Origin of the sequence: Lactobacillus sp. M0390 (assembly GCF_016102085.1) — a bacterium.
GTDB lineage: Bacteria > Bacillota > Bacilli > Lactobacillales > Lactobacillaceae > Lactobacillus > Lactobacillus apis.
In genome coordinates this window covers 181,399-203,860 of the sequence record NZ_JACFPH010000002.1, presented here as the reverse complement: position 1 = coordinate 203,860, position 22,462 = coordinate 181,399, and the positions used below count along the sequence as shown (strand labels likewise).

General features: G+C 38.7%; 21 protein-coding genes, 1 tRNA gene and 1 riboswitch. Of the genes, 18 read left to right on the top strand and 4 right to left on the bottom strand.

The genetic code is table 11. The features are described from left to right. The first annotated feature begins 31 nt into the window (after window positions 1-31). The 4 genes from H3R25_RS05025 to H3R25_RS05010 are packed head-to-tail and all read left to right on the top strand — an operon-like array spanning window position 32 to window position 4,596. Window positions 32-1,567, top strand: a complete 1,536-nt coding sequence (locus H3R25_RS05025) for an ABC transporter ATP-binding protein (RefSeq protein ID WP_198194472.1) — start codon at window positions 32-34, stop codon at window positions 1,565-1,567. Then, window positions 1,560-2,693 (top strand): ABC transporter permease, encoded by a 1,134-nt coding sequence (locus tag H3R25_RS05020; protein WP_198194471.1) that lies wholly within the window; start codon window positions 1,560-1,562, stop codon window positions 2,691-2,693. The genes H3R25_RS05025 and H3R25_RS05020 overlap by 8 nt, the downstream gene beginning before the upstream one ends. Beyond that, the gene (locus tag H3R25_RS05015) at window positions 2,693-3,649 is read left to right on the top strand and encodes an ABC transporter permease (protein ID WP_046307737.1); all 957 of its coding nucleotides are present in this window, start codon (window positions 2,693-2,695) and stop codon (window positions 3,647-3,649) included. Before H3R25_RS05020 ends, H3R25_RS05015 begins: the two co-directional genes overlap by 1 nt. Window positions 3,650-3,657: 8 nt before the next feature. After that, window positions 3,658-4,596, top strand: a complete 939-nt coding sequence (locus H3R25_RS05010) for a nucleoside hydrolase (protein WP_122035982.1) — start codon at window positions 3,658-3,660, stop codon at window positions 4,594-4,596. 62 nt (window positions 4,597-4,658) lie between these two features. Here the strand turns inward: H3R25_RS05010 and H3R25_RS05005 are convergent, their stop codons facing one another. Together H3R25_RS05005 and H3R25_RS05000 are read right to left on the bottom strand one after the other, a co-directional pair. Next, window positions 4,659-5,975: a C1 family peptidase gene (locus tag H3R25_RS05005; RefSeq protein WP_109715836.1), complete on the bottom strand. Its 1,317-nt coding sequence runs from the start codon at window positions 5,973-5,975 to the stop codon at window positions 4,659-4,661. A gap of 145 nt (window positions 5,976-6,120) precedes the next feature. After that, window positions 6,121-6,543 (bottom strand): Hsp20/alpha crystallin family protein, encoded by a 423-nt coding sequence (locus tag H3R25_RS05000; RefSeq protein WP_046307732.1) that lies wholly within the window; start codon window positions 6,541-6,543, stop codon window positions 6,121-6,123. A gap of 226 nt (window positions 6,544-6,769) precedes the next feature. On the opposite strand from H3R25_RS05000, the gene greA reads away from it, so the two are divergent. The 3 genes from greA to H3R25_RS04985 all read left to right on the top strand — a co-directional run bounded on the left by greA (window position 6,770) and on the right by H3R25_RS04985 (window position 9,395). Beyond that, on the top strand, window positions 6,770-7,231 hold the full coding sequence (gene greA / locus H3R25_RS04995) for a transcription elongation factor GreA (RefSeq protein ID WP_198187788.1): 462 nt from the start codon (window positions 6,770-6,772) through the stop codon (window positions 7,229-7,231). Window positions 7,232-7,307: 76 nt separating this feature from the next. Beyond that, window positions 7,308-8,624, top strand: coding sequence for a nucleotidyltransferase (locus tag H3R25_RS04990; protein WP_198194470.1), 1,317 nt, complete (start codon window positions 7,308-7,310; stop codon window positions 8,622-8,624). Window positions 8,625-8,732: 108 nt separating this feature from the next. Continuing rightward, on the top strand, window positions 8,733-9,395 hold the full coding sequence (locus tag H3R25_RS04985; protein ID WP_187158363.1) for a CPBP family intramembrane glutamic endopeptidase: 663 nt from the start codon (window positions 8,733-8,735) through the stop codon (window positions 9,393-9,395). A 58-nt stretch (window positions 9,396-9,453) separates the two neighbouring features. Here H3R25_RS04985 and H3R25_RS04980 read toward each other — a convergent pair. Beyond that, window positions 9,454-9,524, bottom strand: a tRNA-Gly gene (locus H3R25_RS04980). A 94-nt stretch (window positions 9,525-9,618) separates the two neighbouring features. Next, window positions 9,619-10,224: an SOS response-associated peptidase family protein gene (locus H3R25_RS04975; protein WP_198194469.1), complete on the bottom strand. Its 606-nt coding sequence runs from the start codon at window positions 10,222-10,224 to the stop codon at window positions 9,619-9,621. A gap of 96 nt (window positions 10,225-10,320) precedes the next feature. Between H3R25_RS04975 and trpS the strand changes: the two genes are divergently transcribed. The 11 genes from trpS (at window position 10,321) to glmU (ending at window position 22,432) form a co-directional block, all read left to right on the top strand. Beyond that, window positions 10,321-11,340, top strand: coding sequence for a tryptophan--tRNA ligase (gene trpS, locus H3R25_RS04970; RefSeq protein WP_198194468.1), 1,020 nt, complete (start codon window positions 10,321-10,323; stop codon window positions 11,338-11,340). A gap of 5 nt (window positions 11,341-11,345) precedes the next feature. Next, window positions 11,346-11,825, top strand: coding sequence for a deaminase (locus tag H3R25_RS04965; RefSeq protein WP_109715831.1), 480 nt, complete (start codon window positions 11,346-11,348; stop codon window positions 11,823-11,825). Then, window positions 11,755-12,411: a TPM domain-containing protein gene (locus tag H3R25_RS04960; RefSeq protein ID WP_370567428.1), complete on the top strand. Its 657-nt coding sequence runs from the start codon at window positions 11,755-11,757 to the stop codon at window positions 12,409-12,411. The genes H3R25_RS04965 and H3R25_RS04960 overlap by 71 nt, the downstream gene beginning before the upstream one ends. A 62-nt stretch (window positions 12,412-12,473) precedes the next feature. Beyond that, a riboswitch (M-box (ykoK) riboswitch) is annotated at window positions 12,474-12,638 on the top strand. 86 nt (window positions 12,639-12,724) lie between these two features. Continuing rightward, window positions 12,725-15,415: a magnesium-translocating P-type ATPase gene (mgtA, locus tag H3R25_RS04955; protein WP_198194467.1), complete on the top strand. Its 2,691-nt coding sequence runs from the start codon at window positions 12,725-12,727 to the stop codon at window positions 15,413-15,415. A 111-nt stretch (window positions 15,416-15,526) separates the two neighbouring features. Next, window positions 15,527-17,503: a methionine--tRNA ligase gene (metG, locus tag H3R25_RS04950; RefSeq protein WP_198194466.1), complete on the top strand. Its 1,977-nt coding sequence runs from the start codon at window positions 15,527-15,529 to the stop codon at window positions 17,501-17,503. Further along, window positions 17,503-18,270, top strand: coding sequence for a TatD family hydrolase (locus H3R25_RS04945; protein WP_198187777.1), 768 nt, complete (start codon window positions 17,503-17,505; stop codon window positions 18,268-18,270). Before metG ends, H3R25_RS04945 begins: the two co-directional genes overlap by 1 nt. Further along, window positions 18,257-18,829, top strand: a complete 573-nt coding sequence (rnmV, locus tag H3R25_RS04940; RefSeq protein ID WP_198194465.1) for a ribonuclease M5 — start codon at window positions 18,257-18,259, stop codon at window positions 18,827-18,829. Before H3R25_RS04945 ends, rnmV begins: the two co-directional genes overlap by 14 nt. Then, the gene (gene rsmA / locus H3R25_RS04935; protein ID WP_198194464.1) at window positions 18,822-19,712 is read left to right on the top strand and encodes a 16S rRNA (adenine(1518)-N(6)/adenine(1519)-N(6))-dimethyltransferase RsmA; all 891 of its coding nucleotides are present in this window, start codon (window positions 18,822-18,824) and stop codon (window positions 19,710-19,712) included. Before rnmV ends, rsmA begins: the two co-directional genes overlap by 8 nt. Window positions 19,713-19,794: 82 nt before the next feature. After that, complete coding sequence (locus tag H3R25_RS04930; RefSeq protein ID WP_046307712.1) at window positions 19,795-20,040, top strand: Veg family protein; 246 nt, start codon at window positions 19,795-19,797, stop codon at window positions 20,038-20,040. Window positions 20,041-20,164: 124 nt separating this feature from the next. Continuing rightward, on the top strand, window positions 20,165-20,995 hold the full coding sequence (purR, locus tag H3R25_RS04925; RefSeq protein WP_046307710.1) for a pur operon repressor: 831 nt from the start codon (window positions 20,165-20,167) through the stop codon (window positions 20,993-20,995). 51 nt (window positions 20,996-21,046) lie between these two features. Beyond that, the gene (gene glmU / locus H3R25_RS04920) at window positions 21,047-22,432 is read left to right on the top strand and encodes a bifunctional UDP-N-acetylglucosamine diphosphorylase/glucosamine-1-phosphate N-acetyltransferase GlmU (RefSeq protein WP_198194463.1); all 1,386 of its coding nucleotides are present in this window, start codon (window positions 21,047-21,049) and stop codon (window positions 22,430-22,432) included. Window positions 22,433-22,462: the final 30 nt, after the last annotated feature.

Genomic DNA, 22,462 nt, shown 5'->3' with positions numbered 1-22,462 from the left:
AGAGTTTTTTATAGAAAGAAATATAAGCAAAATGGAAAATACGACGAATGTAATCGAGATGAAGCATATTGTCAAAGATTTTAATGGCTTTAAAGCAAATAATGACATTAATCTAACTTTGCGCAAAGGAGAAATCCTAGCTCTTCTTGGTGAAAATGGTGCTGGCAAGTCAACCTTGATGAGTATTTTGTCTGGTTTGCTAATGCCAACTTCTGGTGAAATTGATGTTCGTGGGCAAGAAGTTGAAATTAAAAATCCGACTGTTGCCAAGAACTTGGGAATTGGAATGGTTCACCAACACTTTATGTTGATGGAGTCATTCACGGTTTTAGAAAATATTATTTTAGGTCATGAAACTACTAAAGGACCAAAGCTAGATTTTAAAAAGGCGCAACAACAAATTGAGGAGTTATCGCAACGCTATAATTTGAACATTGATTCTAAAAAGAAGGTTAGTGAAATTACAGTTGCGCAGCAACAACGAGTAGAAATCCTTAAGGTGCTCTACCGTGGTGCTGATATCATGATTTTTGACGAGCCAACTGCCGTTTTGACCCCGCAAGAAATTACGGAATTTATTCAAATTATTAAAGAGCTAGCTAAAGAAGGTAAGTCAATCATTCTGATTACGCATAAACTTGAAGAAATCAAGCGTGCTGCAGATCGGGTTACGGTTATCCGGGCAGGTAAAAGCGTTGGTACCTTTGATGTTAGCGGTGTAACTAATAACCGCTTGGCTGAATTAATGGTTGGCCGTCACGTTAACATGAAGCTGGATAAGCCTAGTGCTGAAGTAGGGAAAACTACACTTAAAGTTAATGACCTTAAGGTTAAGAACAAGCAAGGTATTCTTGCATTAAAGGGATTGTCATTTGACCTGCGTGCTGGTGAAATTTTGGGTGTTGCCGGGATTGATGGCAACGGACAAGATGAATTAGTACGAGCTTTGACGGGAATGCAACATGTTGATTCCGGCAAGATAAGTATTAATGATGAAGATATGACCAATCAGAAGGTACGAAAAATCACCGAAAAGGGCGTTTCGTATATTCCTTCCGATCGGCAAAAATATGGTTTAATTTTACCATTTTCAATCTCGGATAATCTGGCGTTACAGAATTACTATCATCAACCGTATTCAAGTCACCATGTAATGCACTATGATTTAATTCATCAACATGCCGATGAGTTGATTAAAAAGTTTGATATTAGAACGACTGGTAGCAGTTTGCCAGTAAGTGACTTATCCGGTGGTAATCAACAAAAGGTAATTATTGCACGTGAATTAGATCTTGACAGTGATTTGATTATTGCCTTTCAGCCTACTCGTGGCCTTGATGTTGGTGCAATCGAATATATCCACCAGCAACTCTTGCTTGAACGTGCAAAAGGAAAAGCAATTTTGCTAATTTCCTATGAATTAGATGAAATTATGCAATTGTCTGATCGAATTATTGTTCTTCATGATGGCGACATTTCTGGTGAAGTTAAGCCGGAAGAAACAAGCGATGAAGAATTAGGCTTGTTAATGACTGGCATTAAGAAAGAAGGCAACGCTCTTGCTTAAAGTAACACCAAAAACGAAAAAAATCTTAGTACCACTAATTTCTATTTTTGCTGGTTTTCTAGTTGGTGCATTGATTATGTTGATCTGGAGCTATAATCCGTTTGAAGCATATTCATCAATGTTCTCTAGTGCTTTAGGCAACATGAATGGAATTGGTGAAACAATCCGTGAAGCGACGCCGCTTATTTTTACTGCAATTGGCTTTGCCATTGCTTCAAGTGCCGGCTTCTTTAATATTGGTTTGCCTGGTCAGGCACAAGCCGGTTGGTTAACCTCAATTTGGATTGTACTTGCTAATCCGAACATGCCAAAAGTTATCTTACTGCCATTAGCAGTTATTGCAGGTGCCCTTGCAGGTGCTGCTGTAGCTGGTGTTGCCGGTTGGCTGCGTGCACAATTTGGAACAAATGAAGTTATTACTACTATCATGCTGAACTACATTGTGCTCTATTCCTGCCAGTACTTGATGCAACAAGTTATGTCTAGCAAATTGAGAATTGATACCGACACAACTAAGACAATTGCTGCTAACGGTAGTTTGAAAATTGATTGGTTGAGTTCAATGTTTGGCGATTCTAGAATTAACGCAGGTATTTTCTTAGCCTTAATCGGTGTTTTCATTTACTGGTACTTAATGAAAAAGACAACGACTGGTTTTGAGATTCGCTCAGTTGGTGCTAATCCATTTGCGAGTCGCTATGCCGGAATGTCAACGAAAAAGAATATTATCTATTCGATGCTTCTTTCGGGTGGCTTTGCTGGCTTAGGTGGTGTTGTTCAGGGACTTGGAACCTACCAAAACTACTTTACCCAGACTACTAGTTTGGACATTGGTTGGGACGGTTTGTCTGTTGCGCTACTTGGTGGCGGAACTGCAATCGGTATCTTGCTGGCAGCCATTTTGTTCTCAATTTTGAAAATCGGTGGCCTAGGAATGCAAACAATTGCGGGTATTCCTTATGAAATAGTTTCGATTGTAATTGCGGCAATTATTTTCTTTGTGGCAATTCAATATGTCATTGGACTTCTATTTAAGACCCGCAAAGCATCAGTTGAAGAGCCTGAACAAAAGACAGACGTCACTAATACTGCAAATACAACGTCAACTGAAGGAGGACAAAGGTAATGAATTTAGTTGGAATATTATCTTTATTGGTTTCGTCAACTTTTGTTTACTCTACGCCACTAGTTTTTACAGCTCTAGGCGGGGTTTATAGTGAAAACTCTGGTATTACTAACGTCGGTCTTGAAGGTATCATGACGATGGGCGCTTTTTCTTCAGTTGTCTTCAATCTGACCTTTGCTTCAACTTTTGGTAAGTTGACACCATGGTTAGGCTTACTAGTTGGCGGCGTTGTTGGATTGCTATTTTCATTGTTGCATGCTGTAGCAACGATTAATTTCCACGCTGACCACGTAATCAGTGGTACTGTGCTTAACTTAATGGCACCACCACTAGGCGTCTTTTTGGTAAAGGCAATTTATGATAAAGGTCAAACTGAAAATATCACTCAAAGCTTTGGTTACTTTAGTTTTCCTGGTCTTGCTGATATTCCAGTCATTGGACCAATTTTGTTTAAGAACACCTCTGCTCCTGCTTGGGTAGCAATTATCGTTTCAATTATCCTTTGGTGGGTATTGTATAAAACGCGCTTTGGTTTGCGTTTACGTGCCTGTGGTGAAAACCCACAAGCAGCCGACACAATGGGTGTTAATGTCTATGGGATGCGCTATGCTGGTGTTCTGATTTCTGGCTTTTTAGGCGGAATTGGTGGTGCTGTTTTTGCTCAAGCAATTTCCGGTAACTTTTCAATTTCGACCATTGTAGGTCAAGGATTCATGGCTTTAGCAGCAATGATTTTTGGTAAATGGAACCCAATTGGTGCGATGCTTGCATCACTGTTCTTTGGTTTTGCTCAGAGTATCAGTATTATTGGTAATCAATTACCATTTTTCAACCATATTCCATCCGTTTACATGCAGATTGCACCATATGTAATCACGATTGTGATCCTAGTTCTGTTCTTTGGTAAGTCAGTTGCACCAGCTGCTGATGGTCAAAATTATATTAAGTCGAAATAAGGAGAAAAATGAAAGAATTCTATTTCAATCACGATGGTAATATCGATGATTTAGTATCATACCTATTGTTTTTACAAGCACCAGAAATCAAGTTGCTTGGTGTTGGTGCAATCGATGCCGACGGTTATGTTGATCCATCAGTTGAGGTCTGCCGTAAGTTAACCGATCGTTTTAATACGCGCGGTGATAAGCTAGAAGTTGCTAAGTCAAATTCACGTGCTGTTAACCAGTTTCCTGAAGCTTGGCGGACAGCATCGTACTCTTTCAATTCATTACCAATTCTCAATGAATCAGGCAAAATGGTTACCAAGGAAGCAGACCAACCTGCTCACTTAGACATGGTCACTAAGCTCGAAAATGCTACTGAGCCTGTAACTGTTGTTATGACAGGTCCATTGACTGACTTGGCTCGTGCCCTAGATGCTGCTCCTGAAATTGAAACAAAAATTGAAAAACTTTATTGGATGGGCGGCTCCCTTGATGGTCACGGAAATGTTGTCCAAGTTAATGCAGATGGCACGCAAGAATGGAATGCATTCTGGGATCCATACGCTGTTGAGCGTGTACTAGCTTCAAATATTCCAATGGAAGTCATTGGCCTAGAAAGTAGTGAGGAACTACCGCTAACAAATGAATTGAAGATGCACTGGGCAGGTTTACGCAAGTATCCAGCTGTTGACTTGGCTGGCCAAGCTTATAGTCTTCTAGTTAATCCACCAATTCAAACAGCTCAACTATACTTTTGGGATATTTTAACTGTTATCAGTGCACTTTATCCTGAAGTTGTTTTAACAGCAGAAAAACGTAAAGTAAAAGTCATCACTAAGGGAACTGCTGCTGGCCGAATGGAAGAAGATCCAAATGGCCGTGAAATAACTTTAGTAACTAAAGCAGACAAAGATTTATTCTTCAAGAAGTTTGACGAATTACTTATGCGTGCAAAATAATAAACAAAAAGAGTGAAGTTCATAATTTTGAACTTCACTCTTTTATTTTGCCTATTTTTAGTTTAAGCGATTGAGTCCCAAGCAGGAAGATCTGTAATTGGGCCTTCTGCCAAGGCAAGTTGTTCAGAAGTTAAGTACTTCTTGTGTACGACAACTTCGTAGACATAGTCCTTGAACCAGTCATTATTCATAACGAAGAAGCCCTTGTCCCCGTTTTGTTCGCCCCATGAGTTTTCAACTTTCCATTGACGAATATGACCGTTATCTTCATCAACACCAACTAGCGTCATAGCGTGAGTAGCTGAACCAGCACCAGTACGTAATCTGTCAGCCTTAGACATTGTTAAATCAACGCCAAACAACTCGTTGAATTTGTATAGATTGTTATCAAGGTAACCTGCCTTACGGTCACTTTGTATACCAACATCATTACCAAACCAAACAGCTTCGCCGTCTTTTAATTGGTTAACTGCATAAGTTTCCAAAAACTCCATTGGCAAGTTTAGGAACTTGATTCGGCAGACACCTTCAACGTTGTCAGCGAATGGTAAGCCGTAGAGCTTGTTGTATTCATGATCAGGTGCATTTGTTAACACAACGTAGTCATCAAAGTCAACATCGCCCATGTACTTGTGCAAAAATTCGAGTGGGGTTAAGTCTTTATCTAAGTGATATTTCTTATCGTCATCACGATATTCCAAATCGAATTTCTTTGGTGGTTCACCAACAGCAATTGCTGTCATTTGGTAAACTTCACCTAAAAATTGTTCACGTGCTTTTTCGACTTCTTCGTCTTTTCCTTCTTGCTTTAATTTACGCAAAACCAAAGCGTCTTTCTTCAACTTGTCACCCAAAGCCTTACCCAAGGCACTGGTGTTATTAGCATTGAAGCTTTCAGGCATTGCATAAGAAGGTACAACACCATATTTTTCAATCAAAGCAGCTCCCATGTGGAAATGACCACCATCTTGACCGGCACCTTCTAAAATAGCTCTAACTGTCCGTGAGTTGAGGGGCTTGTCTGCTGTGTCCAAAATGTTGTCATAAAAAATGTTTGCACGCTCGATTTTGTCCCAGAAGAAGTTGTAACTTTGTGAAAAAGTAAAATTCTTACAGTTATGCTTTTTACCAAAGTTGTGGCGCAAAATATTTAATGTGGCGAATTCCCAGCAACGACCAGATTGACGTTGATTAGTAACGTTTTCTGTGTCTAATTCTGTTGAGAAAACACGAGTTAGTTCGCCTTGTACCCGTTCATTGTAAGCAGCAGCTAACACACCACTTTTTTGAGTTGCACGTGCAACTACTTGATTTTTAGGGTTTTGATTAAAATTGTCCGTAAACTTTTCTAGTTCTTGGACAGTAACTTGATGTCCCATAGATAATTCTCCTTTTTTAATCTAATTTTAAATTACTTTCTATTTTAATCTAAAAGAAAAGTGGGTTCAATAGCTGAACCCACTTTAGAGAATTATTTGTATTGGCAACTTATCTAGAACTTCTTGCAATTAAAATATAAATAAGCTAATCAATTTGAATTGAATTATCACTTTGATCAGAACTTTGTTTTGGTAAAGTAATAGTCAATACACCATTATCATACTTTGCACTGATCTCACTTGCAACTACATTTGGTAATCTAAAGCTACGAGAAATGTGACCATCGATTCTTTCACGATGAATAAGGCTGTTGTCCTTGGACATATCTTTAAATGACTTTCTTGAGCCTGAAACGCTTAAAATACCATTATTGTAGCTTAGATTAATGTTGCTCTTATCCATTCCTGGCATATCAACTTTAATCACATATTCTTTATCGTTTTCAATTACATCTGATTGCATTAATTTGGCAACATTAGTATCGTCAAAAAACTTTCTAGGAAGATCAAACCAATCATTCATTGCATCAAATAAGTCATTACGACGATTCATCATATCATTTGCCATAATTTAAAACTTCCTTTCAATTTTTTTGTTTTCAATTTAGTTAAATATGTAAGTAAAGACTTTCATTTCTTCCTTACAATTAATATTATAGTACCATTATTCGAAAAGTGAACAACTTTTTAGCACTTTTCTTCATCGAGTGCTAAAAAATAGAACAAAACGTTGATATATCAAGAAAAAAACTTGTATAATTTTTTTGCGAAAAAGTAAAAAAGGAGATAAAACTTTGGTTTATTATCAGAAAATGACGCCAACAGGCTACCAAAAAATTGAAGAAGAAATTGCTCGTTTAAAAAAGGACCGACCAAGACGAATCAAAATTTTGCAGGAGGCCCGATCACTTGGTGATTTATCGGAAAATACCGAGTATACAGAGGCTAAGAGAGACTTGGGGCACCTGCAAAGCCGTTTGCGCTACCTTGAAAAGCAATTGAAATATGCTGAAGTAATTGAAAAGAACGATGATGGCAAAGTTGATTTAGGTAAAACAGTAACGCTTCGTTTTGATGATGATGAAGAAACAGAAAAGTATCAGATCGTTGGACGAATGGAAGCTGATATTGCCGAAGGCAAAATTTCCTTTGACTCACCTTTGGGCCAGGCAATAAATAAAAAAGAAGCTGGAGCAGTGGTAAAGGTTGCAGCTCCTGCGGGTGAATACCAAGTGACAATTCTTGCAGTTGAATAAAAAATCCTTGCCGAATCGAACTTACGTTTGTATAATTTGTAATACAAACAAGAGTTCGGAATGGAAGTGGTAAAAAATGTATGATTATCGTTATGAACCTCATAATGTAGTGTTTATGATTGATAATAAATCGTTTTTTGCTAGCTGCGAAGCAATTGAATTAGGTCTTAATCCAATGAAGGCGGTATTGGCAGTTGCGTCTCATCAGCAAGATGAGGAAAGTTACGGTTCTGGCTTAATCATGGCTGCTTCGCCCTTAGCTAAGGCAAAATATGGTCTAAATAATGTAATGCGGGTTCGTGATGTTCCTAGCAAAAAAGAGGCACCTGACTTAATTTTGGTGCCCCCACATATGAATTTATATATTAAGCGCAGTACGCAGATACTTGAAATCTTTCGTCAATTTGCGGCTGATGAAGATATTCATCCCTATTCCATTGATGAAAGCATGATTGACATGACAAAATCTTGGCATTTATTTGGCGATGATCCTTATTTAGTTGCACGTAAGATACAGCTCGAAATCAAAAATAAGCTTGGCTTTTATACCACATGTGGAATAGGGGAAAATCCCTTATTGGCTAAATTATCAATGGATATCTCAGCTAAGCATCGTCACTCAATGATTGACTATTGGCACTACATTGATGTTCCAGATACCATCTGGCAGATTAAAGACATGGAAGAAGTCTGTGGCATTGGCAAACGCACAGCAAAGCATCTGCGCCGGCTTAACATTAATAATATGTATGAACTAGCACATTCAGATCCTGCAATTCTAAAAAAAGAGTTTGGCGTAATGGGCGAACAGTTATTTGCAATGAGTTGGGGGGTTGACCGAAGCATTATTAGAGAACAGTATTTTCCCAAAATGAAGAACTATGGCAATTCACAAATTTTGACAAGAGATTATACGGATCAGCGTGAAATAGAGATTGTCTTGCGTGAAATTAGTGAACAAGTGGCAGCTCGGATTAGATCGCATAGAGTGCAGACGGGATGCATTAGCCTAATGGTGAACTTTTCAAAATATCGGCTTAAGGGCAAACGAAAAGGCTTTAACGTTCAGCAAAAAGTTTGTCCAACTAATGATAATGATACAATTGCAGCAGAAGTGCTTGCCCTTTTTCGCAAAAACTGGCATGGAGAAAGGGTTCGTGCCTTAGGCGTGAGTTGTGGCGATTTGCATCCCGATAATTACCAACAATTAACCTTTTTTGTGCAACCAAGTCAACAGATTAAAAAGAAAAAAATTGATCAAACAGTTGATCAAATAAGACAAAAATATGGTTTTACAAGCTTAGTCAAGGCGTCAAGCCTGCTTCATGGTGCAACCGCAATTAAGCGTAGTAGCTTAGTTGGTGGCCATAATGGCGGTAATGCTTATGATTAGTGCTTAGTTTTTCTTAAGTGAAAAATGGTGCTGGTGTTTCATAAAGTAGTCTTTTTTTGCTATAATATGGAATTTGTAGGGTACACAAAGAGATAGGGGTAATTGATAGTGAATACACCAGCATCAAGACAGGGTAACCTAATACGCTATATTTTCTATTTAATTGGTTACTTGATGGTTGCCGGCGCGTTCAAACTGGTTACGATGAATTCACCAATTCACATCTGGGATTTGATTTTGTTTATAACCATTTCTTTGATGGTGTTGCTATTTTTTATTTACCGGTTTAATCGTGAGCAACGCTTTTTCGATAGAAGCTATTCTGGTTCCTGGCTTAATAACTTTGGCTTAATTATTGCTTCAACAATTGTTATAACAGTCTTACGCATTTTTGTTTCATGGCTACAATCAACTGGAAAATTAAAAATGTATCATTTTCAGATTGCTTATTTGCAACATGAATCGACTTTAGCCTATTGGTTTCTCGTATTGGCGTTGGGTGTGGTTATACCAGTTTTACAGGAATTCTTGATTACTGGTTTCTTGTTCAATTACGCTTTTCGCAAAAACACAGTAATGACAGCAGTTTTGGGTATTATTGTTTCAGGCGTTTTGTTTAGTTTGCTAAACTGGCAAGATTCAATTGCGCTTTTGCTAGTTAATGCGCTTTTTGGCGCAATATTTGCATGGTCGTATCTGCATACTCAGACAATTTGGATGCCAATCTACTTGGCGGTCCTAAATAGCGTAATTCTAATTATTATGACTTAAGCAAAATAACATAAAACAAAAAAGGCAACGATGATTAATCGTTGCCTTTTTCTTGTTAAGCGGATAGCGTGAATCGAACCCGCATCTTCAGCTTGGGAAGCTAACGTTCTACCATTAAACTATACCCGCATTACTCAAATAGTTTACCATGTTTCTTTTTTGAAACCAAGCACAGATTTGGTAATTAGCTTATGAAGAAGTTGAAGTTATTTTAAAAAGATACTTACTGCCGTTGAGGAAGCTTGGCACTTGTGAGCTGAAAGTGACTACGATCAACGAGGGATGAAAAGTCCTGAAAGAGCCACTGACGCAATTCGCTAGGTTTGATCACTAGCGGCATCCGATCGTGCACTTTGGCATATGCTGCTGACGGTTGTGTGGTAACCATTGAAAAATGGTCTTTTTGATAGATGCCTGCAATCAAGGTTAATGGTTCATTGGCAGTTTGGAAATAATAGCGCTCATGATATTCATGGTTGTTAGTAGCAACATAAGTTTCACGACTGGATTCAAAAAACTGGCTGGCAATAATGATGCACCGATATTTAGCAAAGGAAGAATCCCACATTGACTTCTTTTGCTCAAAAAACCGTTCAACGCGTGCGTTAAAAAGCACCTTTTGGTGGTCAAATGGACTAGGGTAACCCCAAGCTTTTGACTGGAGTTGAAGCTGATCATTTTGGTATAGCAACACTGAAGCGGCCCCTTTTGGAAAAACTGCCTGATTTTGTGGTAAGTTCTTATCGGGTTCAATTAATGGTAGGTTTAAGTCATTTACTAAGTATTTTTTAATATCTGCTAAGGTAGGCAGCTGAAATTGATTGCACATTTTATCCTCCATGTTTAATCATTGCTTGATTTTTGGTAGAATTAACTATAATTATTACATTAAAATAAATTTTAAGTTTTCAGAAAGGTAAAAACCATGGCTAAAAAAGTTATTTTGACGGGTGACCGTCCAACCGGAAAGCTCCACGTTGGACATTACATCGGTTCCTTAAAAAATCGGGTAATGCTACAAAATTCAGGGGAGTATCAGCCTTATATCATGATTGCTGATACACAAGCATTAACTGATAACGCTCGCGATCCCGAAAAAATTCGTAATAGTCTCATTCAAGTCGCATTGGATTATTTGGCTGTTGGCATTGACCCTGAAAAATCAACCATTTTTGTGCAATCACAAATTTCTGCACTATTTGAATTGACGGCATATTATATGGACCTTGTGACTGTGAGCCGCTTGGAGCGTAATCCAACAGTTAAGGCTGAAATTAAGCAAAAGAACTTTAATGATTCCATTCCGGTTGGCTTTCTGAACTACCCAGTTTCACAGGCAGCTGATATTACTGCGTTTAAGGCAACGCTAGTGCCAGTTGGTGATGACCAAGAGCCAATGCTTGAGCAGGCACGTGAAATTGTTCGCACGTTTAACCGCGTTTATGACTGCAATGTTTTGGTTGAACCAGAAGGTTACTTTCCTGAAAAAGGTCAGGGTCGTTTACCAGGACTCGATGGTAACGCCAAAATGTCAAAATCTTTAGGTAATGCGATTTATCTATCAGATGATTCTGAAACTGTTCAGAAAAAGGTCATGTCAATGTACACTGACCCTGATCACATTCACGTTGAAGATCCAGGCAAGGTTGAAGGCAATACTGTTTTCACTTACCTCGACATTTTCGATCCTGATAAGAATAAGGTAGCGCAATTAAAAGAAGATTACCAAAAAGGTGGCTTGGGTGACGTCAAAATTAAGCGCTATTTAAATGAAGTGCTTGAAAATGAATTGGCACCAATTCGCGAGCGTAGAGCAGAATATGAACAAAAGCAAGATGAAGTTTATGAAATGCTAATCGAAGGCTCGGAAAAGGCCAACCAGGTTGCAAATCAAACCTTAAGTGAGGTAAGGGATGCAATCGGTTTGAACTATTTTAAGAGGTAAAAAAGATGCGTGATCGGATTCCTTGGAAGCAATATTTTATGATGCAGGCGTTGGTAATTGCCCAACGTTCTACCTGTGATCGTGCGCTCGTTGGTAGTGTTCTGGTTAAGGATAACCGGATAATTGGTACGGGCTATAATGGCTCTGTTACGAATGAACCACACTGCGATGATGTTGGCCATCAACTGGTTGATGGGCATTGTGTACGCACCATTCACTCCGAAATGAACTCGCTTATTCAGTGCGCTCGTAATGGCGTTTCAACTGATGGTACGGAGATCTATGTCACGCATTTTCCATGCTATAATTGCGCCAAGTCGCTGGTTCAAGCTGGAGTTAAGAAGATTAATTATTATTTTGACTATCACGACAGTCCGTTAACAATTGCACTGTTTAAAGATTGTGGGGTTCCTTATGAGCAAATTAAAATCGACCGAAATTACGTGGAGCAATTGGCACGTAAATTGGAAGATGCTGAAAACTAAGCTAGTAGCAGTTATTGCACTGATCGGTCTTTTTCTAACAACGACCGCTTTTTCAAATCCAGATTTACACGATAACTGTAATTTGGTAGAAAAAGAAACTAGCAAGTTAATTAAGGAGAAAAACAACCGCTATTTACAAACCAGTGAGCAACCCAAGATTATTGTAAAAACAGTCAACCGGGTTGATCATTTAACACCTAAGAAATTAAGTAAGTATAAGCGCACTGTCTTTATTATTGTGGGTTATAAGGACAAAAAGAAAAATGTTCAGATCTATTCCAGCAAGGATTTGCATAGTGCCTTTACTGCTGACATTAGGGGTAACATTATTCGGTCACAATCTGATCAGCTTCGAAGCAATAATAAAAAAGAGTTTAATAAGGGCTTGCGGTTTGTTTTTAGAGCTTGCGCCACCACAATTGATCAGCGTTACCAATATGCACTAGATAAATATGATTTATCAAACGATGAAAGGACACAGCTTACACATCCGCGCCGTCTGGCATTACCGATTGCCTTGGCACTAGTACTCGTAATCGGTGGCTTATTATATTTCTTCAAGAGTAATATGCAATTGAAAAAATAAATTAAATAACTTGACTTAGCATAGTTTGATATATTACACTCAATATGAAAATTAAATAGCAACAAATAAACTGTTAGGTGAGACTCCTACGTGAACATATGCTATCGCCCGGAAACATCCAGAGATGCCAACGAGTCAAATAGTTTCCGTCGACATAAGGCGGCAACCAGATAGCTAGCTCTAAGCTTACGTCACGTAGTGTTAAAACTGAACGACGAGTATTAATGATACCTTGTTTTAAAGGGGTCGCCAGCGGTATGTAGGCGGCCCTTTTTTAGTTTGTTTGAGTTCTTTGAAAAAAGGAGTGAGAATAATGCTGAGAAAACCAAATGAGGCAACCAGCAACAAGGATTTAGAACTGGTGAAGGCAATTGCCAAAGAAAGCAGGTCTGAAACTTTAGCTAGACTACATGCAAGTAGTGACGGCTTATCCACTGAGCAAGCAGAAAAAAATCGTGAGGAGTATGGCGCAAATACAATTGAGTCCACCCAGCACAATTCAAAATTGCGTTTTTTGGCAGAAGCCTTTATTACACCATTTACACTGGTAATATTAGTTTTAGCTGCTTTGTCACTATGTACAGATTATATTTTTGTACCAGCAGGAGAAAAAGATTTAACTACCGTTTTAATCATGTTAATCATGGTATTTATTTCGGGAGTAACTAGTTTTATTCAAAATGTCCGGTCATCAAACGCGGTCGATTCACTGCTCAAGATGGTTTCTGTAACAACAGACATTATCAGAGACGGTAAGGACCAAGAAATTGATACCAGCGAAGTAGTCGTTGGCGATATCATCAGACTGGCTGCAGGCGACATGGTTCCTGCAGATATGCGTCTTTTAAATAGTAAAGATTTGTTCTGTTCATCCAGTTCACTAAACGGTGAATCGAATCCAGTAGAAAAGATTGCGACTAAGAAACCAAAAATTGGTGCCGATCGAGATTACCTCGACTACCCTAATGTTCTTTACGAAGGGACCACAATTGTTTCTGGTTCTGGACTAGGCGTGGTTTTTGCCACTGGTGAACGGACCATGTTTGGTAAGTTAGCCCACGATATTTCACACAATGATGTCAAAAATACAGCTTTTGATGTCGGCATCAAAAATGTTTCTAAGTTGTTGATTATCATGACGGCAATTATTGCACCACTTGTTTTCATTATTAACGGCTTAACAAAGGGTGACTGGGTTAGTGCATTAATCTTTTCAATTGCAACTGCTGTTGGCTTAACACCGGAAATGTTACCGGTAATTGTTACAACCAATTTGGTTAAGGGTTCAATCGAAATGTCTAAAAAAGGCACGATTGTTAAGAAGATGAACTCGATCCAGAACTTTGGTTCAGCTGATATTCTGTGTACTGATAAGACCGGTACATTAACTCAAGATAAAGTGGTTTTAGAGCGTCACTATGACCTCAACTTGCACGAAAACCAACATGTTTTGGAATTAGGCTATTTGAATTCATACTACCAAACAGGAATGAAAAACCTGATTGATAAGGCAATTATTGAAGCTGCCGGTGATGAACTAGACATTAATGAAATTCAACGTGACTACAACAAAATTGACGAAATTCCGTTTGACTTTTCTAGAAGAAGAATGAGCGTGGTTGTGGAAAATTCTGACCGTGAGCACGGTGAACACCTTTTGGTAACTAAGGGTGCGTCCGAGGAAATGATGGCTGTTTCCACTAAGATCGAGGTTGACGGACAGATTTTGCCACTTACTGATGAACGCAAGAAAAAGGTAATGGACAAAGTCAATGATATGAACGATGATGGCTTGCGGGTTATCATGATGGCATACAAGCGCAATCCAGCACCCGTTGGTGAATTCTCTGTTAAAGATGAGAGTGATTTGATTCTATGCGGCTTCCTTGCCTTTCTTGATCCACCAAAGGAAAGTGCTAAGGCTGCCCTTGCACGACTCAAGGATGATGGAATTACCGTTAAAATTCTAACGGGCGATAATGAAGCTGTTACCAGAACAGTTGGTTTACAAGTTGGCTTGAATGTTGACACTGTCTATTCTGGTGCAGACTTAGAAGGTAAGAGCCCTGAAGAATTGGCAAAAATGGTGGAAGAGTGCAATATTTTTGTTAAGTTATCTCCAGAAGACAAAACCAACATTATAAACTTATTGAAAGACAACGGTCACACGGTTGGCTACATGGGGGATGGAATCAACGATGCCCCTGCAATGAAAGCCGCAGACGTTTCAATCTCAGTTGATACAGCAGTTGATATTGCTAAGGAATCAGCTGACATTATCTTATTACACAAAGATCTGAACGTACTAGAAACAGGTGTTAGAATTGGGCGTAAGGTCTTTGGTAACACGATGAAGTATATTAAGATTACCTTATCATCCAACTTCGGTAATATCCTGTCGATTATGGTTGCTTCTTCATTTTTGCCATTCTTACCAATGCTGCCATTACAACTGTTAGCACTAGATTTACTGTATGGAACTAGCTGTCTATCGCTGCCATTTGATGATATGTCTGATGAATTCTTGCGTGAGCCGCGTACTTGGTCAACGAAAAAGCTGCCAAAATTCATGTTCTACTTCGGACCAACTTCATCCGTTTTTGATATTTTGACGTTTGCACTGCTGTACTTCGTCATTTGTCCACATTTAGTTGGTGGCAGCTTTACTGCAATTGGGCCAGCTAAACAAGCAGCGTTTATCGCATTGTTCCACACTGGCTGGTTTATTGAATCACTTTGGACACAAGAAATGGTTATTCATGCTTTACGTGATCCACGCTTACCATTTATTGGCCAGCACGCATCGCCAAGCGTTACTTTGTCTACTTTTGGCGCAGGGGTAATTGGAACATTGATTCCATTTTCCTTCCTTGCACAAAAATTAGGCTTTGGACCAATGCCAATTTCCTTTATCTGGATTGTTTTAGTGATTTTAGTTCTCTATATCTTGTTGACGATGATTGTAAAACACTTCTACATGAAAGATGAAAAATTCTTAATTTAAATAGGCAAATCTTTATAATATATCTAAAAAAGGGAACTCCGTGAGGAATTCTCTTTTTTATTGATGTAGTATAATATAATGAAATTAAACGAATCTTAAGGAGAACAGAATATGGCTGATAAAAAAACTTTTTATATTACAACCCCAATTTACTATCCGTCCGGCCGTTTAACCATTGGTAATGCATACACAACAATTGCTGCCGATGTAATGGCACGTTACAAGCGTAGCCAAGGCTATGACACTTTCTTTTTAACTGGTACTGACGAACACGGCTTAAAGATTGAACAAAAAGCAGAAAAGCAAGGAATTAAGCCACAAGAGTTTGTTGACAACATGGTTGTAACATACAAAAAGCTATGGAAGAGCCTAGATATTTCATACGATAAATTCATTAGAACTACTGATGAAGAGCACGTTAAGGGTGTCCAGAAAATTTTTGAACAACTATTAAAACAAGGCGATATCTATCTTGGTGAATACACTGGCTGGTACTCAGTTGAAGATGAAGAATATTTCACTGAATCTCAACTTGCAGAAGTTTATAAGGACGATGAAGGCAATGTGATTGGTGGTAAGGCGCCATCAGGTCATGAGGTTCAACTAGTTAAGGAGCCATCATACTTCTTTAAGATGAGTAAGTATGCTGATCGACTTTACCAATATTACCAAGACCATCCTGAATTTATTTTGCCTCATTCTCGTGAAAAAGAAATGGTTAATAACTTCATTAAACCTGGTCTTGAAGATTTATCAGTTACTCGTACTACTGTTTCCTGGGGAATTCCCGTCCCAAGCGATCCTAAGCATGTTGTTTACGTGTGGATTGATGCATTGTCTAACTATATTACTGCACTAGGTTATGGTTCAGATGATGACTCGCTCTTTAAGAAATACTGGCCTGCAGATGTCCACTTAGTAGGTAAGGAAATTGTTCGTTTCCATACAATTTACTGGCCAATTATGTTGATGGCACTAGACTTACCGTTACCTAAGCACGTTATTGGTCACGGTTGGGTACTAATGAAGGACGGTAAAATGTCCAAATCTAAGGGTAATGCAGTTTATCCTGAATCCATCATAAATCGCTATGGTGTAGATGCTTTACGTTACTACTTAATGCGTGCATTGCCATTTGGTTCTGACGGAGTCTTTACACCAGAAGACTTTGTTGAACGTGTTAACTACGATTTAGCAAATGATTTAGGCAACTTGCTTAACCGGACAGTTTCAATGATTAATCAATATCAAAATGGTGAAGTAGCGCCTGTTGCTAAAGACCAAGATGAGTTCGGTCAAGAGCTTGCTAGCGTTGCCACTGAGGCAATTGCTAATTATCAAAAAGATATGGATAAACTTTACTTTACCCAAGCAATTGAAGACATTTGGAAACTAGTTAGTCGCGCAAATAAATACATTGATGAAACTACTCCTTGGGAACTAAATAAGGAAGGCAAAAAAGAGGACTTGTCGCGTGTAATGTCCAACTTAGCTGAAAGTTTAAGAACTATTGCCTTATTAATTGCACCAATTATGACTAGAACTCCCGTTGAAATGTTTAGGCAATTGGGACTTGATTGGGATAATTCTGAGCAAAAGCAACTTGGATTTGGCAATTTTGCATGGAATGTCAAAGTTATCAGTGATCCTAAGCCAATTTATCCACGTTTGAAACCAGAAGACGAAATTAAGTACATTAAGGATGAAATGGCTAAGGCAAAGCCAAAAAAAGAAAGCCGCAGTGAACAAGGCAAAGAAAAAGAAATTTCAATTGATGATTTTGACAAAGTCAAAATTAGAGTTGGAAAGATTCTTTCAGTTGAGCCTGTCCAAGGATCAAGTAAACTATTAAAATTCCAACTTGATTTTGGTAATGGCGATGAACGTCAAATTCTAAGTGGTATTCGGAAATATTATCCAAATGCTAGCGAGTTATTGGATAAAAAAGTCTTGGCAGTCACTAACTTGAAACCACGTAAAATGCTTGGTCAATTAAGTCAAGGAATGCTTTTATCAAGCGAAAAAGGTGGCACAGTTAAGTTAGCAATTGTTGGCGACGAACATGAAATTGGGGCCGAATTAGGTTAATGGAATTAATTGATAATCATACGCACTTGCAAGATGGGCCTTTCCAAGGTAAAGAAGAATTTTATCTTGATCGCGCACGCCAATTAGGTGTTAATAAAATGATCTGTGTTGGTCAAGATCCAGAGTTTAATCGGGGTGCAATTGAGCTTAATCAGCGTTTTGAGCAGGTTTATGCAATGGTTGGGTACTGTCCCGATGTTGCTAAAGATTACGACCAAAAGGCTGAAGATGAGTTAATTGAGCAGCTTCAAATACCCGGTGTTGTTGCAGTTGGAGAAATCGGCCTTGATTATTACTGGGATGAATCTCCACGTGAACAGCAGCGCGAGGTATTTGCACGCCAGATAGAGGTTGCGCATGAATTGAAAATGCCCGTAGACATTCACACAAGGGATGCCTTTGCCGATTGTTACGATATCTTGAAGAATAGTAATCTGGAATACGGTGCAGTTTTGCATAGTTTTAACGGTGATGCTTCCTGGCTTGAAAAGTTTTTAGACTTAAACGTCTGCTTTTCATATTCTGGTGTCGTGTCTTTCACCAAAGCAACCGAAGTTCATGAAGCCGCTAAGAAGACGCCAATGGATCGGCTACTAGTTGAAACGGACGCACCATTTTTAACACCTAAGCCATATCGCGGTAAGCAAAATGAACCTGGCAACGTTTATTACGTTGCACGGGCAATTGCTGAATTGAAAGACATTCCGTTAGAAGAAGTTGCCAAGGCAACTTATGAAAATACGATGAGGGTATATGGTCTTAACTAAAAAACAATTTAATGCCGTTGTAGTGGTAGAAGGTAAAGATGATACGATCCGCCTAAAACAGTTTTTTCCTGGCATCGAGACAATCGAAACCAATGGCTCTGATGTGCCACAGGTGGTCTTGACTGAATTAAAAGAATTGGCGAAAAAACGTGAAATAATTGTCTTAACCGACCCAGATCTTAATGGTGAGAGAATTCGCAGATTAGTTACTGAGGCGGTCCCTAATGCCAAACAGGCTTTTATCACACGCAAAGAGGGCGATCCTCATAAAAAAGGAAAAGGCAATTCACTGGGAGTTGAGCACGCATCAAGGCAGGCACTTGTTAAGGCTCTGAGCGACTTACACGAACAGCAAGCACCTTCTAGTGATATTAGCAAGCAAGCTTATCAAAAACTGGGTTTGTCAAGCGGGCCCAATTCGCGAAAATTACGTGAGCAAGTGGGAATTAGCTTGCGTATCGGTTATGGCAACGCAAAACAGTTTTACAACCGGTTATGCACATTTGGTATTACGCTTAAGCAACTTGAGCAAGCCGTTAAGGAGGCAAAAAATGAATAACGAGATTCCAATTGGTTCCGCTGTTCGGACTCAAGCAATTATTAATCGCTACTTTGTTAAGGCGAAGAAGAACCTAGGACAAAACTTTTTAGTTGATTTAGATGCAATTAAGGGAATTGTTCAGGCAGCTGAAATTCAACCTGGTGATCAAGTAATTGAAATTGGACCAGGGATTGGTTCGTTAACGGAGCAGCTCTTGCTTGCAGGTGCAAAGGTCTTTGCCTACGAAGTTGATGAGAGTTTACCAGAAATTTTATATAATGAACTCCCTGCTAAAATAGATGGCGTCCCACTTGATGACCGCTTTAAATTAATGATGAAGGACATTTTAAAGGCAGACTTTCCGGCAGATTTTGAAGATTTTCTTGATGTAAATAAACCAATTAAGGTTGTAGCCAATTTACCATACTATATTACAACTCCAATTATTTTCTTTTTGAATCAAGCAAACTTAAATTTCACTAGTTTAACTCTAATGATGCAGGAAGAAGTGGCTGAGCGGTTAGACGCTCAGCCAAATAGTAAAGCTTATGGTCCTTTGACAATTGCGGTTCAAACGCAAATGACAGTCAAACTTGCGCTAAACGTAAAAAGCAGTTCATTTATTCCGCGCCCTAAGGTTGACTCAAGTGTAGTTGTTTTGACTCCTTTGACAGAACAGATGGATGTTGGTGATCCGAAACACTTTAATTGGGTAGTGAAAATGTGTTTCAGTCAAAGGCGCAAAACTTTAAATAATAATTTAAAGAATTTAGTACCAGATCCTGATCAACGAAAGCAATTGATAGACTCTTTGGGAGTGGATCCACGTATTAGACCGGAACAGCTCACAATCAAGCAGTTTATCCGAATTGCAGCCGCAATTTCACCGCAAAAATCATGAGAAGCTTCTGGGCTACCACTTAAAAAGAATTGAAAAAATGATAATATTGTAGTAAAATAGAGCTTCAAAGGAGTTGTTAACAGTGCCAACATCTATTACTACTATTAAGCAGAAATTAGATTCACATTTGGGTGATTCTTTGACTGTGGTTGCAAGAGCAGGACGTAAGAAAGTTACCAAAAGACGCGGGGTCTTGAAGGAAACATTCCCAGCTGTTTTCGTTGTTGATTTGGATCAGGACCAAAATAACTTTGAACATGTTTCATATAGCTACACGGATTTGTTAACCAAAAATATCACATTAAAATTTGATGATGCGGCTGAATAAGCTAGATTAAAAATAAAAAGATCATACTTTTTGGCATTAACATTTTGTAAAATGTTAGTGTCTTTTTTTGTCGTTCAGTGTATAGTAGAAACAGGCAAAAGACAAACATTAGAGAGGGGATTTTATGAAACGTTCAGAGAGATTGGTCGATATGACTAAATATTTAATGGAACGCCCACATGACTTGATACCATTACCATTTTTCGCTAAGCGTTATGGAGCTGCTAAGTCATCTATTTCAGAAGATTTGGCAATCTTAAAACATACTTTAGCTAATAATCAGGATGGTATCTTAGAAACTGTTGCGGGTGCTTCAGGAGGTGTCCGTTACGTTCCTTTTTGGGGTAAAAAACATGCGCAAAATTATTTAACTGATTTAGCTGCAAGAATTGAGGACCCGGATCGGATATTAGCGGGCGGCTTTGTTTATCTTTCTGATATTTTAGGAAATCCGCAAGACCTTGAAAAAATTGGTAAGCTGATTGCCACACGTTATGCATATTCTAAAATTGACGTGGTAATGACAATTGAAACTAAGGGTATTTCACTAGCTCAAGCTGTTGCGCGCTATTTAAACGTACCATTTATTATTGCACGCAAACGCTCAAAGGTAACTGAAGGCGCAACGGTTTCTGTTAACTACATTTCTTCTTCACTTGATCGTGTGTCCAAGATGGAATTACCTACAAGGGTTTTGAATGAGCACTCTAATGTTTTGTTAGTAGACGACTTTATGATGGCCGGTGGTACTTTGACCGGTATGCAGCAACTAGTTAGAGAATTCGATAGCAATATTGCTGGTATCTGTGTTTTATGTGAAGCTGATTTTGAAGATGAAAAGCTAATTGAAGGTCACCTTTCATTAGTTAAAATTAAGCGTGTAGACGGTAAAAAGAAAGTCATTATTGCTGAGCCAGGAACCATAGTCGCACATACCGATTATGATCGCTTTTAGTTTGAAATAATAAAAGTGGGCAAAATCAAAAATTAGAAGAGGCTAAAAATAATGAAAAAATTTGTTGTTGTCCTTGCTGCTGGTAAGGGCACGAGAATGAAATCTCAGCTATACAAGGTTTTACATCAAGTGTGTGGAAAAACAATGGTTGAACACGTTGTTGAAGCTGCACAGGGAATCGAACCAGACAAAATTGTGACTGTTGTTGGCACAGGCGCAGAAGACGTTGAAAAGGTATTAGCTGGAAAATCAGAATTTGCACTGCAGAAAAAGCAGTTGGGAACGGGTGATGCCGTTTTAACTGCAGAAAAAGAGTTAGCAGGAAAAGATGGGGCCACGTTAGTTATTACTGGTGACACACCACTGTTTACTAGTGAGACCTTTAAAAAGTTGTTTGACTACCATCAAACTAAAGGCAATGCAGCTACTGTTTTAACTGCGCAAGCACCTAACCCATACGGCTACGGTAGAATTATCCGTGACGATCAAGATAACGTCTTAAGAATTGTTGAACAAAAAGACGGCAGTCCTGAAGAACTGAAGATCAAAGAAATTAACACAGGTGTTTTTTGCTTCGATAATAAACTGCTGTTTGAAGCCCTGAAACATGTTAATAATCAAAATGCACAAGGTGAATATTATTTGACTGATGTATTGGAGATCTTGCGCAATGAAGGTCAACGAATTGGCGCATACCGCATGCGTGATTTTAGTGAGAGTATTGGTGTTAACGATCGTGTTGCGCTCGCACAAGCAAGCAAAATCATGCAAAAGCGGATTAATGAAAAGCACATGTGTAATGGTGTAACCTTTATTGATCCTGATACAGCTTATATTGATTCAGACGTGAAAATTGGTTCGGATACAGTTATTGAAGGCAATGTTGTTATTAAGGGCAAGACAGAAATTGGCAGTAATTGCTTAATTACATCTGGCTCACGGATTGTTGATTCAACTATTGGCGACCATGTAACAGTTACTTCATCAACAATTGAGAACTCACAAATGTTTGAAAACACTGATATTGGACCAAATTCGCATCTGCGGCCTAATTCAATCATCAAGAAGGGTGCACATATCGGTAATTTTGTTGAAGTTAAGAATGCTGAAATTGGCGAAAATTCTAAGGTTGGTCACTTGACTTACGTTGGGGATGCAACTTTAGGTAAAGACATTAATGTCGGCTGTGGCACTATCTTTGCTAATTATGATGGTATTAAAAAGGATCACATTAATGTTGGCGATCGTGCCTTCATTGGCTCAGGGGCAACTTTAATCGCACCGGTAAATATTTCAGATCACGCCTTTGTTGCAGCTGACTCTACTATTACCAAGGACGTAAACAAATATGATATGGCGATTGCACGTGGACGTCAGGTGAATAAGCCTGATTATTGGCACAAGTTACCATTATCAAAAGATGAAAATTGGGAATAAATCTATTTTTCAGTATTAAATTTAGAAGAT

Excerpts from the sequence above, each read along its gene's own strand:
- H3R25_RS05010 (WP_122035982.1), top strand. The coding sequence starts at position 3,658 with ATGAAAGAATTCTATTTCAATCACGATGGTAATATCGATGATTTAGTA.
- H3R25_RS04975 (WP_198194469.1), bottom strand. The coding sequence starts at position 10,224 with ATGTGCAATCAATTTCAGCTGCCTACCTTAGCAGATATTAAAAAATAC.
- metG (WP_198194466.1), top strand. The coding sequence starts at position 15,527 with ATGGCTGATAAAAAAACTTTTTATATTACAACCCCAATTTACTATCCG.
- H3R25_RS04945 (WP_198187777.1), top strand. The coding sequence starts at position 17,503 with ATGGAATTAATTGATAATCATACGCACTTGCAAGATGGGCCTTTCCAA.
- H3R25_RS05000 (WP_046307732.1), bottom strand. The coding sequence starts at position 6,543 with ATGGCAAATGATATGATGAATCGTCGTAATGACTTATTTGATGCAATG.
- rsmA (WP_198194464.1), top strand. The coding sequence starts at position 18,822 with ATGAATAACGAGATTCCAATTGGTTCCGCTGTTCGGACTCAAGCAATT.
- H3R25_RS04990 (WP_198194470.1), top strand. The coding sequence starts at position 7,308 with ATGTATGATTATCGTTATGAACCTCATAATGTAGTGTTTATGATTGAT.
- trpS (WP_198194468.1), top strand. The coding sequence starts at position 10,321 with ATGGCTAAAAAAGTTATTTTGACGGGTGACCGTCCAACCGGAAAGCTC.
- purR (WP_046307710.1), top strand. The coding sequence starts at position 20,165 with ATGAAACGTTCAGAGAGATTGGTCGATATGACTAAATATTTAATGGAA.
- mgtA (WP_198194467.1), top strand. The coding sequence starts at position 12,725 with ATGCTGAGAAAACCAAATGAGGCAACCAGCAACAAGGATTTAGAACTG.
- H3R25_RS04965 (WP_109715831.1), top strand. The coding sequence starts at position 11,346 with ATGCGTGATCGGATTCCTTGGAAGCAATATTTTATGATGCAGGCGTTG.
- H3R25_RS04960 (WP_370567428.1), top strand. The coding sequence starts at position 11,755 with ATGAGCAAATTAAAATCGACCGAAATTACGTGGAGCAATTGGCACGTA.
- H3R25_RS05025 (WP_198194472.1), top strand. The coding sequence starts at position 32 with ATGGAAAATACGACGAATGTAATCGAGATGAAGCATATTGTCAAAGAT.
- rnmV (WP_198194465.1), top strand. The coding sequence starts at position 18,257 with ATGGTCTTAACTAAAAAACAATTTAATGCCGTTGTAGTGGTAGAAGGT.
- glmU (WP_198194463.1), top strand. The coding sequence starts at position 21,047 with ATGAAAAAATTTGTTGTTGTCCTTGCTGCTGGTAAGGGCACGAGAATG.
- H3R25_RS05015 (WP_046307737.1), top strand. The coding sequence starts at position 2,693 with ATGAATTTAGTTGGAATATTATCTTTATTGGTTTCGTCAACTTTTGTT.
- H3R25_RS05005 (WP_109715836.1), bottom strand. The coding sequence starts at position 5,975 with ATGGGACATCAAGTTACTGTCCAAGAACTAGAAAAGTTTACGGACAAT.